Source organism: Flavobacterium facile (assembly GCF_036321945.1).
GTDB lineage: Bacteria > Bacteroidota > Bacteroidia > Flavobacteriales > Flavobacteriaceae > Flavobacterium > Flavobacterium facile.
The window spans coordinates 194,419-209,041 of sequence record NZ_JAZAYT010000029.1; the positions used below are offsets into that span (position 1 = coordinate 194,419).

Annotated in this window: 15 protein-coding genes; 5 read left to right on the forward strand and 10 right to left on the reverse strand. The window is 30.4% G+C overall.

Annotation, left to right across the window (positions count from 1 at the left end; all coding sequences use genetic code 11):
- Window positions 1–87 precede the first annotated feature (87 nt).
- The 3 genes from UEQ13_RS04900 to UEQ13_RS04910 all read right to left on the reverse strand — a co-directional run bounded on the left by UEQ13_RS04900 (window position 88) and on the right by UEQ13_RS04910 (window position 2,068).
- Window positions 88–585: a hypothetical protein gene (locus tag UEQ13_RS04900; RefSeq protein ID WP_329805250.1), complete on the reverse strand. Its 498-nt coding sequence runs from the start codon at window positions 583–585 to the stop codon at window positions 88–90.
- A 62-nt stretch (window positions 586–647) separates the two neighbouring features.
- Entirely contained in the window at window positions 648–1,013 is a 366-nt protein-coding gene (locus UEQ13_RS04905) for a c-type cytochrome (protein WP_329805251.1), read from the reverse strand.
- Window positions 1,014–1,135: 122 nt separating this feature from the next.
- Window positions 1,136–2,068 (reverse strand): peptidylprolyl isomerase, encoded by a 933-nt coding sequence (locus UEQ13_RS04910; RefSeq protein ID WP_329805252.1) that lies wholly within the window; start codon window positions 2,066–2,068, stop codon window positions 1,136–1,138.
- A gap of 86 nt (window positions 2,069–2,154) precedes the next feature.
- Here UEQ13_RS04910 and UEQ13_RS04915 point away from each other — a divergent pair, with 86 nt between their 5' ends.
- From UEQ13_RS04915 to trmD, 3 genes are all read left to right on the forward strand, one after another.
- Window positions 2,155–2,964 (forward strand): class I SAM-dependent methyltransferase, encoded by an 810-nt coding sequence (locus tag UEQ13_RS04915; RefSeq protein WP_329805253.1) that lies wholly within the window; start codon window positions 2,155–2,157, stop codon window positions 2,962–2,964.
- Window positions 2,961–3,407: a DUF1569 domain-containing protein gene (locus tag UEQ13_RS04920; RefSeq protein ID WP_329805254.1), complete on the forward strand. Its 447-nt coding sequence runs from the start codon at window positions 2,961–2,963 to the stop codon at window positions 3,405–3,407. Before UEQ13_RS04915 ends, UEQ13_RS04920 begins: the two co-directional genes overlap by 4 nt.
- 84 nt (window positions 3,408–3,491) lie before the next feature.
- Window positions 3,492–4,169 (forward strand): tRNA (guanosine(37)-N1)-methyltransferase TrmD, encoded by a 678-nt coding sequence (gene trmD, locus UEQ13_RS04925; protein ID WP_329805255.1) that lies wholly within the window; start codon window positions 3,492–3,494, stop codon window positions 4,167–4,169.
- Window positions 4,170–4,270: 101 nt separating this feature from the next.
- On the opposite strand, the gene UEQ13_RS04930 is transcribed toward trmD, so the two are convergent.
- Window positions 4,271–5,890 carry an ABC-F family ATP-binding cassette domain-containing protein gene (locus UEQ13_RS04930; RefSeq protein WP_329805256.1) on the reverse strand — a complete coding sequence of 540 codons (1,620 nt, stop codon included), beginning with the start codon at window positions 5,888–5,890 and terminating at the stop codon, window positions 4,271–4,273.
- 154 nt (window positions 5,891–6,044) lie between these two features.
- Between UEQ13_RS04930 and UEQ13_RS04935 the strand changes: the two genes are divergently transcribed.
- On the forward strand, window positions 6,045–7,448 hold the full coding sequence (locus UEQ13_RS04935) for a TlpA family protein disulfide reductase (RefSeq protein WP_329805257.1): 1,404 nt from the start codon (window positions 6,045–6,047) through the stop codon (window positions 7,446–7,448).
- A gap of 82 nt (window positions 7,449–7,530) precedes the next feature.
- Here UEQ13_RS04935 and fsa read toward each other — a convergent pair whose 3' ends face one another.
- The 6 genes from fsa to UEQ13_RS04965 form a co-directional block, all read right to left on the reverse strand.
- Complete coding sequence (gene fsa / locus UEQ13_RS04940; RefSeq protein WP_166125065.1) at window positions 7,531–8,187, reverse strand: fructose-6-phosphate aldolase; 657 nt, start codon at window positions 8,185–8,187, stop codon at window positions 7,531–7,533.
- Window positions 8,188–8,263: 76 nt separating this feature from the next.
- Entirely contained in the window at window positions 8,264–9,067 is an 804-nt protein-coding gene (locus tag UEQ13_RS04945; protein ID WP_329805258.1) for an SDR family oxidoreductase, read from the reverse strand.
- A gap of 3 nt (window positions 9,068–9,070) precedes the next feature.
- A complete protein-coding gene (locus tag UEQ13_RS04950) occupies window positions 9,071–9,982 on the reverse strand; it encodes a DUF3667 domain-containing protein (RefSeq protein ID WP_329805259.1) in 912 nt (303 codons plus the stop codon).
- A 91-nt stretch (window positions 9,983–10,073) separates the two neighbouring features.
- The gene (locus tag UEQ13_RS04955) at window positions 10,074–11,489 is read right to left on the reverse strand and encodes an MBL fold metallo-hydrolase (RefSeq protein WP_329805260.1); all 1,416 of its coding nucleotides are present in this window, start codon (window positions 11,487–11,489) and stop codon (window positions 10,074–10,076) included.
- 73 nt (window positions 11,490–11,562) lie between these two features.
- Entirely contained in the window at window positions 11,563–11,952 is a 390-nt protein-coding gene (locus tag UEQ13_RS04960; RefSeq protein ID WP_329805261.1) for a DUF983 domain-containing protein, read from the reverse strand.
- Between the two features lie 121 nt (window positions 11,953–12,073).
- Window positions 12,074–12,604, reverse strand: a complete 531-nt coding sequence (locus UEQ13_RS04965; RefSeq protein ID WP_329805262.1) for a hypothetical protein — start codon at window positions 12,602–12,604, stop codon at window positions 12,074–12,076.
- 180 nt (window positions 12,605–12,784) lie between these two features.
- Here UEQ13_RS04965 and UEQ13_RS04970 point away from each other — a divergent pair, with 180 nt between their 5' ends.
- Window positions 12,785–14,575, forward strand: coding sequence for a BamA/TamA family outer membrane protein (locus tag UEQ13_RS04970; RefSeq protein WP_329805263.1), 1,791 nt, complete (start codon window positions 12,785–12,787; stop codon window positions 14,573–14,575).
- Window positions 14,576–14,623 lie beyond the last annotated feature (48 nt).

Sequence of the window (14,623 nt, forward strand, 5' to 3'; positions counted from 1 at the left end):
TACATTTTTATTCCGCAATAACAGATACCAAGATAAAATTTTCACGTAAAGAATTGAACAAATTATCTTCTTTATAAGAGTTTAAAACTACTTACTCATCTCCACAGTAATCATATTGTTTGTCATTTTTGGTCCAAAGCTTTTCACTTTAGTCGTACACAAAACATATAGATTATTGTTGAAAACAGGAACAATTGTAGTGGGATATCGGTTTAAAGAATCTGAAATTTTAACAGCATAACCATTATCTTCTGGAATGAAATTGGCTTTCAATTGTAATAAATATTGATCTTCACAAATGTTATAAAACCATCTAACTTCTGAATTTGCTAAAGTTACTTTGTAATTTTTTGCAAACGATAAGGATTTATCTTTATTAATCAAACTGAACTCGTTATTCGTATTTAGCACTTCCATTCCATTACTATCAACTAAAGTAATTTGTAACCCATCAATGATTTTTTTTGAGATGGCATCAATAGGATTCGCTACTAAATAAGTTGTAAAGTCGTAACCACAATGTGGCAAGCCATCTTGTGAAAAACTAAAAGTAGTAAATAATAAAAGTAGAATTAATTTCTTCATATAAAAAATGGCTCGCAAAATACGAGCCAAAGTTAATTTAAATTACCTTCAAACACAAATTATTACATTTGAGGCGTTGTTAAATACGCATATATTTTTTCACGTTGTTCATCAGAAATTCTGGCTTTCTTTTGCATACGTAATACAATTGGTGTCCATTCTTCGGCAGTATAACTATTTGCATTGTATAATTCGTGGCATTTTGCACAATTCATACCGTATAAGCTTTTTCCTTCTGCTAAAACTTCTGCTGTAATTTTCGGACTTTCATTGACAGGCTTAACCATAACAGCAACGGTGCTTTCAGAATTTTTAGAAATACCCATCGCTTCCTTTACTTCAGGAACAGGAGCAACAGCTGATTTTTTAGCGGTGCATCCATAAGCAACAACAAGTGCAAATAAGCCAGTTATAAATTTTGTTTTCATTTTAAAGTTTTTAGTTTTTCAAATATAAAAAAAATCCGTTCCGATTTAGTATCGAAACGGATTTTAACATTTATTTTTTACTCAATTCTTACTGAATACTAAAAACTGAATACTGCTAACTATTATTTCACGTCCATTAATTCTACGTCAAATACTAAAGTAGCATTAGGTGGAATTACTCCTCCAGCACCACTACTTCCGTATCCTAAGTAAGATGGAATAACAAAACGAGCTTTATCTCCAACTTTCAACAAAGCGATTCCTTCGTCCCAGCCTTCAATAACTTGTCCAACTCCTAATTGAAAATCAATTGGCTGTTTTCTTTTGTATGATGAATCAAATACTTGACCATTTTCTAAAGCTCCTTGATAGTGTACAGAGACTTTTTTACCTTTTTCAGCTTGTACTCCACTACCTTTTTGGATAATTTGGTAACGTAAACCACTTTCTGTTTTTTCAAAACCAGCAGCTAATTTTTCCATTGCATCTTCCGCAGCTTGTTTTTCTAATGACATTCTTTTTTCACGTCCACCTTTAAAAGAAATAAACGCTTCAATAGCATTCCATTTTTCAGCTTCAGCACCTACTCTAATAATTTCAATAGAATCTAAAGCATCATTTCCAGCTACTGCATCAACTACATCTTGACCTTCTACAACGTGACCAAAAACAGTATGTTTACCGTCTAACCAATTTGTTGGAACATGAGTAATGAAAAACTGAGAACCATTTGAACCTGGTCCTGAATTTGCCATAGACAACACTCCTGGTTTGTCATGTTTTAATTCTGGGTGAAATTCATCATCAAATTGGTAACCTGGTCCACCAGTTCCTTGTCCTTGAGGGCAACCACCTTGGATCATGAAATCAGGAATAACTCTATGGAATTTCAAACCATTATAAAAAGGTTGTCCCATTGGTTTTGATTTGTTTTCTAATTGACCTTCAGCCAAACCTACAAAGTTTCCAACTGTTCCTGGTGTTTTATCGTGAGTTAACTTTACTAAAATGGCACCTTTTGCTGTATTAAATTTAGCGTAAATTCCGTCTTGCATTGCTTTTTATTTTTAAATTAAAGTGCAAATTTACTACTTTTTTACCTATATTTGATTGGTTTTTAACCAAAAAATAACATCTCAAAATGAATTCAGAAAACTACGTTCAAATTAATAAACAGACATGGAACAGTAAAGTTACCATTCATGTTGCTTCCGATTTTTACGAACAAGAAAAATTTATTAACGGAAAAATCACGTTACCACAAACCGATTTAGAAGCACTTGGCGATGTAAACGGTAAAAGAATTTTACACTTGCAATGTCATTTTGGACAAGATAGTTTGTCTTTAGCTCGATTAGGTGCAAAAGTTACTGGAATTGATTTTTCAGAAGAAGCCATTACAAAAGCCAAGACTTTAAATGAAACATTAGGTTTAGATGCTGAATTTATTTGTTGTGATGTGTACGATACTTTGCAACACATTACAGAAAAATATGATCTAGTTTATACCAGTTATGGCACAATTGGCTGGTTACCCGATTTAGATAAATGGGCTTCCGTAATTGCAGGTGCTTTAAAACCAAATGGTAAATTGGTGTTTTTTGAATTTCATCCTGTCGTTTGGATGTTCGATAATGATTTTAATGAAGTCTTCTATAATTACTTTAAATCAGAACCAATTCTTGAAGAAGAAACAGGAACTTATGCAGATAGAACTGCTGAAGTTGAATACAAAACTATCACTTGGAATCATAGTTTAAGCGAAGTATTTCAATCTCTTCTTAAACAGAACATTAATATAAAATATTTTCAAGAGTTCGACTATTCAAATTACAACTGTTTTAGTCATACTGAAGAATATGAAACAGGCAAATTTCGCATACAAAAATTAGGAAATAAAATTCCAATGATGTATGGAATTGTTGGGGAATTAGAAAAATATATAATATGAAATCAATATTCAACAAAGCTGACAATCAAGAAATTTTAACTAGAATAAACACTTTAACTCCGCACTCAAAAGCGCTATGGGGAAAAATGAGTGTAGATCAAATGTTGAAACACATAAATGATGCGATACTCGTTTCGTTTAATGAAAAACCTTTAAAAGTACCTTTTGTTTTTAAAATTTTAGGGCGATTAATGAAAGGCTCTGTTCTCAAGAAACCTGAATTTACTAAAAACAGTCCAACAGCAAAAGAATTCAAATATGAAGAAAACTTTGATTTTGAAACCATTAAAAACGAATTGATTTCTAATTTTTCAAGATTTCAACAAGGTGAACAAGCTATAACATGCAAAAACCATCCTTTTTGGGGAAAAATGAATGGCGAAGATTGGAATAATTTGCAATGGAAACATGTAGACCATCATTTAAGACAATTTGGAGTTTAATTTATTTGTTTCAAGTCTAAAGTTTCAGGTTTTAGTTGTTTATCTTTGTAACTTGAAACCTGAAACAAAGAAAACAAAATCACTATGCGCGTAGATATCATTACCGTTTTACCAGAATTAATAAGAAGTCCGTTTGAAGGTTCGATGATGAAAAGAGCTATTGATAAAGGCTTGGTAGAAGTTCACTTTCATAATTTACGCGATTATAGCACGAATAAACAAAAAAGTGTGGACGATTACCAATTTGGCGGTGGCGCTGGAATGGTAATGAATATTCAACCCATTGATGATTGCATTACCCAACTAAAATGCGAACGTGAATACGACGAAATTATATACATGACGCCAGACGGAGAAACTTTAAACCAGAAAATGGCAAATTCCATGTCGATGTTAGGCAATTTAATTATTTTGTGCGGACATTATAAAGGTGTGGATCAACGTGTTCGAGATATGCATATTACCAAAGAAATTTCAATTGGTGATTATGTTTTATCTGGTGGCGAATTAGGTGCAGTAATTTTATGCGATGCCTTATTCCGATTGATTCCAGGTGTGTTGAGTAATGAAACTTCTGCCTTAACCGATAGTTTTCAAGATAACTTATTATCACCACCAATTTATACACGTCCAGCGGAATATAAAGGTATGAAAATTCCAGATATTTTATTGAGCGGTAATTTCCCAGAAATTGAAAAATGGCGCGAACAAAAAGCCTACGAACATACAATGGCAAGACGACCAGATTTGTTGGAAGAATAAAGATATTTACGATTTACGATTTTAAATTTACGAAAAATCCCGAGCAAAACTCGGGATTTTCTATACTATTAAACTCGTAAATCTAAAATCTGTAATCGTAATTAAGAATACATTTTAGCACGTAATTCTTTAATTTTATCGTCTTCTAAATATTCGTCAAACGTCATGTAACGGTCAATTACACCATTTGGAGTAATTTCTAAAATTCTATTTCCAACAGTTTGAGCGAATTCGTGGTCATGAGTGGTTAATAAAATCGAACCTTTAAAGTTATTTAAAGAGTTGTTAAATGCTGTAATTGATTCTAAGTCTAAGTGGTTTGTTGGTTCGTCTAACATTAAAACGTTAGCTCTAATCATCATCATTCGAGATAACATACAACGCACTTTTTCTCCTCCAGAAAGGACGTTACATTTTTTTAACGCTTCTTCACCAGAGAAAATCATTTTTCCTAAGAAACCACGAACGTAAACTTCATCGCGTTCTTCTTCAGTCTTCACCCATTGACGTAACCAATCTACTAAATTTAAATCAACGTGATCAAAAAAGCTGTGATTTTCAACTGGTAAATAGGATTGTGTTGTAGTCACTCCCCAATCGAAGGTTCCTGAATCTTGTTTTTTCAATCCGTTTAAAATATCGTAAAAAGCAGTTGTAGCACGAGAATCTTTAGAAAAAACGACAATTTTATCGCCTTTCGCCATATTTAAATGCACATCTTTAAATAACAATTCTCCATCTTGAGTCGCTGATAAATTTTGCACATTTAAAATTTGATCACCTGCTTCACGCTCGGTTTCAAAAATAATAGCAGGATATCTTCTACTTGATGGTTTAATTTCATCTAAGTTTAATTTTTCAATCATTTTCTTACGAGAAGTGGCTTGTTTTGATTTCGCAACATTGGCACTAAAACGACGAATAAATTCTTCTAATTCAGCCTTTTTCTCTTCTGCTTTTTTGTTTTGTTGTGCTTTCTGACGAGCCGCTAACTGACTACTTTCGTACCAGAATGTATAGTTTCCAGAATAGTGTGTAATTTTCGCAAAGTCAATATCAGAAATATGCGTACAAACCGCATCTAAAAAGTGACGGTCATGCGATACAACTAATACAGTATTTTCATAATTTGCTAAGAAATTTTCTAACCAACCGATGGTTTCAAAATCCAAATCGTTGGTAGGCTCATCCATAATCAACACATCAGGATTACCAAATAGAGCTTGCGCTAATAACACACGAACTTTTAGTTTTCCTTCTAATTCTCCCATTGCAGTATAATGGTGTTCTGCTCCAATTTCTAAATTTGACAATAAGGAAGCGGCATCACTTTCGGCATTCCAACCGTTCATTTCATCAAATTTCAATTGCAACTCACCTATTCTATCGGCATTTTTATCATCATAATCTGCATACAATGCATCCATTTCAGATTTTATGGCGTGTAATGTTTTATTTCCAATCAATACCGTATCTAAAACCGTGTATTCATCAAACATATTGTGGTTTTGGTTTAAAACCGACATACGTTTTCCTGGTTCTAAAATTACTCTACCCGCAGTAGGATCCATTTCACCAGCAATTATTTTTAGAAATGTTGATTTTCCAGCACCATTAGCACCAATAATTCCGTAACAGTTTCCTTGCGTGAAAGTAGTATTTACTTCGTCGAATAAAATTCTTTTACCAAATTGTACCGATAAATTAGAAATTGTAAGCATGTATTTTATGTTTTAATTTGCGGCAAAATTAACAAAAACCAACGAGTTTTCACAGTTTTTATTTTTATTATTCTATTACCTATTTTTAACGCTACGTTAACATGAATACTATTTTGAAACAAATATATTTGTTACGATGATAAAAGAACCCTCTATGTTAAAAAAATACTCTTATATTAATTTTATTTTACTCTCCTTTTTGCTTACATCAATGACCTCATGTAAAGATGGTATGATAGGTAGCAATCATGTAGCCTACTTTGGTGGTGAAATTGAAAATCCAAAAAATAATTTTGTTGTTTTTATGAAAAATGATAAAGTTATGGATACTTTTTATTTAGATAAAGACAATCGGTTTTTTCATAAATTCGATTCATTAACACCCGGATTATACAGTTTTAAACATGATCCAGAATATCAATATGTATTTTTTGATAAGAACGACAGCATTATGGTTCGTTTAAATTGTAATGATTTTGACAATACTTTAATGTTTTGTGGAAGAGGTGATGAAAAAAATAATTTCATGATGGAATTGTTTTTAAAAGACATTGATTTGAAAAACAATATGTTTGACGTTTATGAAAAAGACGAAAAAGTTTTTTCAAAATATATAGATTCATCGTATCAAAATACGACTAAATTATATAACAAAAGAAAATCTTTCATCAATTGGTCTGAAGAATTTGATGAAATTGCAAAAGCAAATATTGAACTAAACTATGCTTATAAAAAAGAAGTTTTCCCAATTGTACATGAGTATAAAACAGGTAACAGCATCAAAACAAAATTACCAAAATCATATTATAGCTACAGAAGTAAAATTGATGTAAACAAACCAAATTTATTACATTATTCGCCATTTATAAACTACATGACAAGCATGTTAAACAATATTGTTTTGACAGACTGTAAAGGTCATTTAGATGATATGAGTTTAGAAAACAATATTAAAAAACTACAAATTGCAGATACTTTAATTAAAGACAAATACGTTAAAAATTTAGTAATGAATAACGTGGCTAATATGTATTTGTTATCCGATCAATGTTCTGTGAATAATGGTAAATTTTTTAATTTATATTCTAAGATGGTTTCAGATGAAAAAATGAAATCAAAAGTAATGCAAACAGCTGAAAACATTAAAAAACTTAAAACTAATAATGTGCTACCTAATGTGACTTTATTAGATGTGAATAAAAAGCAAGTTAAAATTAAAGACTTACTTACTAAGAAAACGATTATTTATTTTTGGACGAAGCAAGCTGAAACGCATGCTATTTATTCTCATAAAAAAGTAGATGAACTTAAAGCAAAGTATCCAGATATTCAATTCATTGCTATTAATATTCATAATTCACAAGAAGATTGGACAAAAGAAATTAAAGCTAAAAACTATAATAATTCAATTGAATTACGAGCGACAGATTTTGAAGAATTAAAAGAAAAATGGGTAATCAACAGAGTATATCGAACCATAATTATAAATAAAAATGGGACTATAAATGATGCTTTTGTAAGTATGTTTGATGTTAATTTTGAAAATAATTTAAAATAGAAACTGAAACGAGTTCAATAGGATAAAACAAAAAAGGCTCCCGATAAATCGGGAGCCTTTTTTGTTGAATTGAGAACTATTATTATTTATTCCCTTTTTCGTAATCTGCTACAAACTGAGCAATTCCGATATCTGTTAAGGGATGTTTTAATAATCCCATAATTGATGACAATGGTCCGGTCATAACATCTGCACCAATTTTCGCACAGTTTACAACGTGCATGGTGTGACGTACAGAAGCCGCTAAAATTTGAGTTTCGAAACCATAGTTGTCATAAATTTGACGAATTTCATCAATTAAATTTAAACCATCTGTTGAAACATCATCTAAACGACCTAAAAATGGAGAACAATAAGTTGCACCTGCTTTAGCAGCTAACAAAGCTTGTCCAGCAGAAAATATTAAAGTTACATTCGTTTTGATTTCTCTATCTGAAAAATATTTACAAGCTTTAATTCCTTCTTTAGTCATTGGTAATTTCACTACGATTTGTTCGTGTAAATCTGCCAACTCTTCTCCTTCTTTAATCATGCCTTCAAAATCAAGTGCATTTACTTCTGCACTTACATCGCCATCCACTAAATTACAAATATCTACATAATGTTTTAAGATATTGTTTTTTCCAGTAATGCCTTCTTTAGCCATTAATGATGGATTGGTTGTTACACCATCTAAAATCCCTAAGGCTTGAGCTTCTGCGATGTCTTTTAAATTTGCTGTATCTATAAAAAATTTCATTTTCTGTATATTTAATTAAGTTGACTTGTATTCTTTTTACAAAATTACGATTTAAAACTTCAATATCAAGTTTCAATTATAATTTATAATGGTTCATTAATATTTTCTCATACATTTTATCGGGAAGAATTCTTTTTAAAACGATGGAGAATTTCTGCATAAAAGCTCCAACTTTATAATGAATTTCTGGGTTTTTAGTTTCGATAATTTTATGAATGGCAATGGCCATTTCAATTGGATTACTTCCGCCAGTAACGTGTTCATTCATCATATCTAATTGCGTTTGATAAACTTTCTCGTAAGCAGAACCTTTGATAACGGGTGCATGAAATCTTCTTGAAGCTATATCTGTAGCAAAATCTCCTGGAGCTACGTTAGTAATATGAACGCCAAAAGTTTTGGTTTCCATTCGTAACGATTCCGTAATTAATTCTAAAGCGCCTTTTGATGAAGAATAAATGCTTCTGAAAGGCAATCCCATATAACCTGCAATGGAAGTTATATTGATAATTAAACCACTTTTTTGAATGCGCATTTGAGGTAAAACCGCTTTCATGGTTTCTATAGGTCCGAAAACGTTGGTTTCAAAATTATTTTTGATTTCTTCTAACGGAATTTCTTCTAAAGGTCCAGTAATTCCTACTCCGGCGTTATTGATTAACACATCGATTCTTCCTTCAAATTCTAAAACTTTTGCAATACAAGCATTTATTGAATCTGAATTTCGTACATCTAAATCGACTAATTTTATTTTTGAATTTGAGATTGCCGAAGCATTCCTGCTTGTTCCATAAACAATGAATCCTTTATCTAATAAGAATTCTCCGATAGCTTTTCCAATTCCGGATGAACCACCAGTTATAAGTATGACTTTTTTCATTTTTTATAAGGTATATACAGTATGTAATAAAGCTAAAAACATGATAAAAATTAACATTATCAGATTAAAGAAATAAAAGAAACTAAGTTTCAAAATCGTTTTAATTCTAGATTCTTGATAAAATTTTCGATACGATTTATAAAATATAACTTGTAAAAGTATAAATATTATAGAATCATACCATTCTCTAAATTCATAACCTATAAATCCAACTAAAACAGAAATTAATGTAGTAACGGAAAGCAATAAAAGAAAGGTAGAGAAAAAGTGAAAAGTAAAAATACCATGATCAAAAAACCACCATTTCTTTTTATCATGTGTGAGCCATAAACCAAAAGCAAAAAAAGGCATAAATAAGAAAATCCATTTGGGAATATTAGCAATAGCTTTATTAAACATCATTTTATAAATTTGACGAAGCGTATAATCTTTATTTAATTTTGCTATTTTATCATTAATATTTTTATCAATCCAAGATTTTTCTTCACCTTTTTGTGGGCTATTTCCAACAAATCTTACTTTATCATTGAATATGTTTTTTTTATCAAAATCACTATTTCTAGTTTCTGTTTCTTCTGTTACAACTTTCTCCATATCATGGAAAACAAAGGCATTAAAAACAAAAAAAGCGAAAAAGTTGATAAAAATAAAAAGCTTAACTGGCGCCATAAATTGCTTTCTCTTTCCGCTAAGATAAACCATAGACAAAGTTGCTGGCGTATACAATAAATACTTTATGGCTTTCCAAAAACTGTTATCGTAGTGTACTAAATCCTCTAGAAAGTGCGTAAACAAATAATGAAAAGACTTTTTAGTTTCAGTATTTTCTTGTCCGCATGATGGGCAAAAACGTACTTTTACTTCATCTCCACAATTTTGGCAAGTTGTATCTTCTCTTAATTTACCGTGACTCATTCCTTTTTATTTAGATGATGTAAAACTAAATAAAAAAAACCGATTCAAGAAATAGAATCGGTTTGGTAAACGTATAATTGTCGTAAAATTTTTACATCGTTTTACTTTGACAGATAAAATTTGTTCTGGGTAATTCTGTAGTTTTAGCTATTGAATTAAATCCGCCATCAATTTCTGAGAAATTTCTATAACCGCGCGCTTGTAAAATAGATGCGGCAATCATACTACGATATCCTCCAGCGCAATGCAAGAAAAAGTGTTCCTTTGGATTGATATCTTTCACCCAATCATTTATGTATGCTAAAGGTTTACTGAAAGCGTCTTCTAAATGTTCTGCTTCGTATTCACTTTCTTTTCTGATATCTATGACTTTACTTTCACCAATTTTGACTTCTTTTTCAAATTGTTCCGCAGAAATTCTATTCACCGAATCCACATCAAAACCAGCAGCTTTCCATGCTTCAAAACCTCCTTTTAGATGTCCTAAAATATGATCAAAACCTACACGAGATAACCTAGTAACAGTTTCCTCTTCTTTTCCTAAATCTGTAACTAAAACAATTGGTTGATTTACATCAGCAATTAAAGCACCAACCCATGGAGCAAAATCTCCATTAACTCCAATATTGATAGATTGAGGAACAAATCCTTTAGCAAATTCGCCATTATTTCTTGTATCTAAAATTAATGCACCTGAATCTTCAACAATTACTTCAAATTCATTAGCGTTAATTTCTTTCATTCCGCTATTTAAAATAGAAGAAAAACTTGGTATTCCTTTTTTGTTCATGGCTACATTCATACCAAAATAAGCTGGTGGTGCCAATAAACCGTCTGTAACTTCTGAAATAAATTCTGCTTCAGTCATATTCGCACGTAAAGCATAATTTTTTTCTTTTTGTTCTCCAATTGTGGAAACTGTTTCTTTACTCATGTTTTTTCCACAAGCTGAACCTGCTCCGTGAGCTGGATAAACAATTACATCATCAGCTAAAGTCATTACTTTATCTCGTAACGAGTGAAATAAAATGCCGGCCAATTGATCCTGTGTCATAGATGCTGCTTTTTGAGCTAAATCTGGACGACCTACATCTCCAATAAACAAAGTATCTCCAGAAAACAAGGCGTGATCTTTACCATTTTCATCAATAAGTAAGTAACACGTACTTTCCATAGTATGACCAGGCGTATGTAATACTTTTATTTTAATATTTCCAACTTCAAAAATTTGATTATCTTCAGCAGTTATAATGTCGAATTCAGGTTTTGCGGTTGGTCCGTATACAATTTTTGCTCCAGTTTGTTTGCTTAAATCTAAATGTCCAGAAACAAAATCGGCATGAAAATGGGTTTCAAAAATATATTTTAGTTTCACATTATCGTTTAACAGCCTTGTAATATAAGGAGACGTTTCACGAAGTGGATCAATAATAACTGCTTCACCATTTGAAGTAATATAATAAGCACCTTGAGCCAAACATCCTGTATAAATTTGTTCTATATTCATTTGTATTTTTCAATTAAAATCAAATACAAATTTAGTTGTAATTTTTTATAAAATTGTGATAATTATCATAAGTTTATTTTTTCTCAAAAAATTCATCGTCACTATGAAAAAAAGCAGTTAACCAAATTATTCTTGACAAACGCATAATCCAAGGTTGCAAAATAATTAAGAAAAAAATATTGATTGGCAACCACCAAAAAATCTCTTTATTTTGTAGCGTATACCCCGTGACAAAAACCCAAATTGCAAATGTTATTAAAGAAAAACCTACTGTTAAACCGTAACTTACATAACCTGTTCCTTGAAAAAAACCAGGTTCAATTTCTGTTCTTTGTCCGCACACACTACATCTCTCAACCATTTTATTTCCGTTTGGAAAATTATACCATTTATTAATAAACAAATTTCCTTCGTGACAACGTGGACATTTGAATGATAACAAATTTTTAAAGAATTTAAACATAATTATTTTTCTTACAAAGATAGCAGATATAAAAAAATAGAACGGTTACATTTGTTACAAATAAAAAAAAATCGACTCAAATAAATGAGCCGATTTTAAACTAACCTTTAATTAATTTTACTTACTTTTTAATCACTGCGTATTTTTCAATATTTACTATATCTAACTTTTCGTCATAAAACTCAACAACTAAATTTCCTTCTGTATCAAAATAACCAATAGCAGTTCTATTTTCAGATCGGAATATATAACTATTAGTAGATGTTTTTCTTAATAATGCTGGTTTCATTTCACCATGCGTAATAACATAACCTGCAGGATCAAGATCTAATTTGTAAATTTTTCCATTAGATTCGTAATACGAACTTCTATCAACATCTACTGTTCTTGTAGTTCCGTCAGGATTAGTTATTTTAGTTGTAGTTGTTACAGTTACAGGAGAATTAACTGTAGGAATATTAATTGTATTTGATTTTTCTTCACCTAAAACAACTTTTTGATCTTTTTTAATCACTTGAGTTTTAACTGTTTTATGAGTTCCATCTGAATCCTTTACCGTTGTAGTTTTTGTCTTTGTTTCAGTTTGTGTATTTTGAGCTTCAATTTGCATTGAAAACAAAAATGTTATTGCAGTTACTAGTACTAATTTCATATCTTATTTTGTTAGATTGTTATAGTACAAATTTACAAAGACTTACAAAATTTAAACTTTCACAATTCCCTTTATAAGTTTCATAATTCACATAAAAATAGTAATTTAAATATTTATGCAGTAATTTTATCAATTAAAATTTTAATGTCTCTTAAACACCAATATCTATATCTTATTTTGATGCTTTTTTGTTATCAACTTTCTTGTGCGCAAGAAAATGAGATTAAAAAAGATTCTTCAAAAGGATATCGGGATATTGAAAAATATTCTAAAAAAAGAAAGTTTACCAAATTTATTCATAAGCTTATCTTTAATCCAGTTGCGAAAAAGGCTCCGAAAAAACAAAGACCAAAGAAAATAAAACCTCAAAATTATAGTAAATACGAAGGAAAAATAATTAGAAACATTGAAATTACAACTTTAGATCCTTTTGGATATTCGGATAGTGATTCAACACAAAAACCAAAAATATTTGTTCAAAAAGCAGGGAATTTTTTACATCTAAAAACTAAAAACTTAGCCATAAGGAATTTACTTTTACTTAAAAAAAACAAACCATTAGATACGCTTTTAGTGAAAGAATCGGAAAGATTGGTTAGAAGTCAACGATTTACTAGAAGTGTGTCTACAGAAATGAAAATAGTTTCCGAAGATTCTGTAGATGTATTTATTCGTGTTTTAGATTCTTGGAGTTTAGTTCCTGATGTTTCTTCTTCTACAAGCAAATCGAAATTTTATCTCAAGGAAAAAAATATTTTTGGTTTAGGTCACGAATTTTCAAACTCCTATACAAAAAGCCTCACTAGCCAAGAAAATGGTTATAGTATTAATTATTTTATTCCAACAATTCGAAATACATTTATCAGTACCCGATTAAATTATGAAATTGATTTAAATAGAAATTATTCCAAATTTATAAATATTGAACGACCTTTTTTTTCTGCTTTTGCACGATGGGCAGCTGGAGTTACTTTAGGTCAAAATTTGAATAAAAATGTATCTTTAGATGTAAACCAAGTGGAAGTGGTACAAAATTCTAAATTTAATTATCAAGATTATTGGGCTGGACATGCCTTTCAGATTTTTAAAGGAAATTCCGAATACAGTAGAACTACAAATTTTGTAACAAGTGCCCGATTTTTCAATAGAAATTTTACTGAAACACCATTTATTAATTTAGATAGTTTAAACATTTATTCAAGTGAAAAATTATATTTAATAAGTTTAGGAATTACTTCCAGAAAATTCACACAAGACAAATACATATTTAATTTCAACATTGTGGAAGATGTAGCATCAGGATTTGTTTATAATTTAACAACCGGTTATCAAAAAAAATACGAGGATTATAAATTTTATACTGGTGGCAGAATTGCGCTTGGTGACTATTTTAAATTTGGATATTTGAGTGGGAATTTAGAATTTGGTACTTTTTTAGAAATGGGAAAAACCAATCAAACTACAACTAGTTTACGATTGGTGTATTTTACTAATTTGCAAGAAATTGGTAAGTGGAAGTTCCGACAATTTGTTAAACCACAATTAATTATAGGAAACAATCGTTTAGATTCGAATTATGATAAACTTACTTTAAATGGAGCTAATAATGGAATTGATGGATTTAATAGTCCATCATTATTTGGAACGAAGAAATTATTAATGACTGTTCAATCTCAAGGCTATTCACCATGGCGACTTATTGGCTTTAGATTGAATCCGTATGTAAGTTATACAGCAGGAATGTTAGGACAGAAAGATATTAATTTTAGCAGAAGTAAACTATATTCGCAAATTAGCTTAGGAGTAATTATTAGTAATGACTATTTGATATTCAGCTCATTTCAGTTTTCAATGTCCTATTATCCGAATATTACAGCTGGAAATTCTATATTTCAAACTAATTCTATCTCAACATCCGATTTTGGATTGCAAAATTTTGAAATTGCAAAACCAAGTCTTATTGTATATTAAAGAAATCAAATTTGAAATTGCCAAAATATAAGCACAAAAAAAACCGAT

Coding starts and splice junctions, on each gene's coding strand:
- trmD (WP_329805255.1), top strand. CDS start 3,492: ATGCGCGTAGATATCATTACCGTTTTACCAGAATTAATAAGAAGTCCG.
- UEQ13_RS04950 (WP_329805259.1), bottom strand. CDS start 9,982: ATGAGTCACGGTAAATTAAGAGAAGATACAACTTGCCAAAATTGTGGA.
- UEQ13_RS04920 (WP_329805254.1), top strand. CDS start 2,961: ATGAAATCAATATTCAACAAAGCTGACAATCAAGAAATTTTAACTAGA.
- UEQ13_RS04970 (WP_329805263.1), top strand. CDS start 12,785: ATGCTTTTTTGTTATCAACTTTCTTGTGCGCAAGAAAATGAGATTAAA.
- fsa (WP_166125065.1), bottom strand. CDS start 8,187: ATGAAATTTTTTATAGATACAGCAAATTTAAAAGACATCGCAGAAGCT.
- UEQ13_RS04930 (WP_329805256.1), bottom strand. CDS start 5,890: ATGCTTACAATTTCTAATTTATCGGTACAATTTGGTAAAAGAATTTTA.
- UEQ13_RS04935 (WP_329805257.1), top strand. CDS start 6,045: ATGTTAAAAAAATACTCTTATATTAATTTTATTTTACTCTCCTTTTTG.
- UEQ13_RS04965 (WP_329805262.1), bottom strand. CDS start 12,604: ATGAAATTAGTACTAGTAACTGCAATAACATTTTTGTTTTCAATGCAA.
- UEQ13_RS04900 (WP_329805250.1), bottom strand. CDS start 585: ATGAAGAAATTAATTCTACTTTTATTATTTACTACTTTTAGTTTTTCA.
- UEQ13_RS04910 (WP_329805252.1), bottom strand. CDS start 2,068: ATGCAAGACGGAATTTACGCTAAATTTAATACAGCAAAAGGTGCCATT.
- UEQ13_RS04955 (WP_329805260.1), bottom strand. CDS start 11,489: ATGAATATAGAACAAATTTATACAGGATGTTTGGCTCAAGGTGCTTAT.
- UEQ13_RS04960 (WP_329805261.1), bottom strand. CDS start 11,952: ATGTTTAAATTCTTTAAAAATTTGTTATCATTCAAATGTCCACGTTGT.
- UEQ13_RS04945 (WP_329805258.1), bottom strand. CDS start 9,067: ATGAAAAAAGTCATACTTATAACTGGTGGTTCATCCGGAATTGGAAAA.
- UEQ13_RS04905 (WP_329805251.1), bottom strand. CDS start 1,013: ATGAAAACAAAATTTATAACTGGCTTATTTGCACTTGTTGTTGCTTAT.
- UEQ13_RS04915 (WP_329805253.1), top strand. CDS start 2,155: ATGAATTCAGAAAACTACGTTCAAATTAATAAACAGACATGGAACAGT.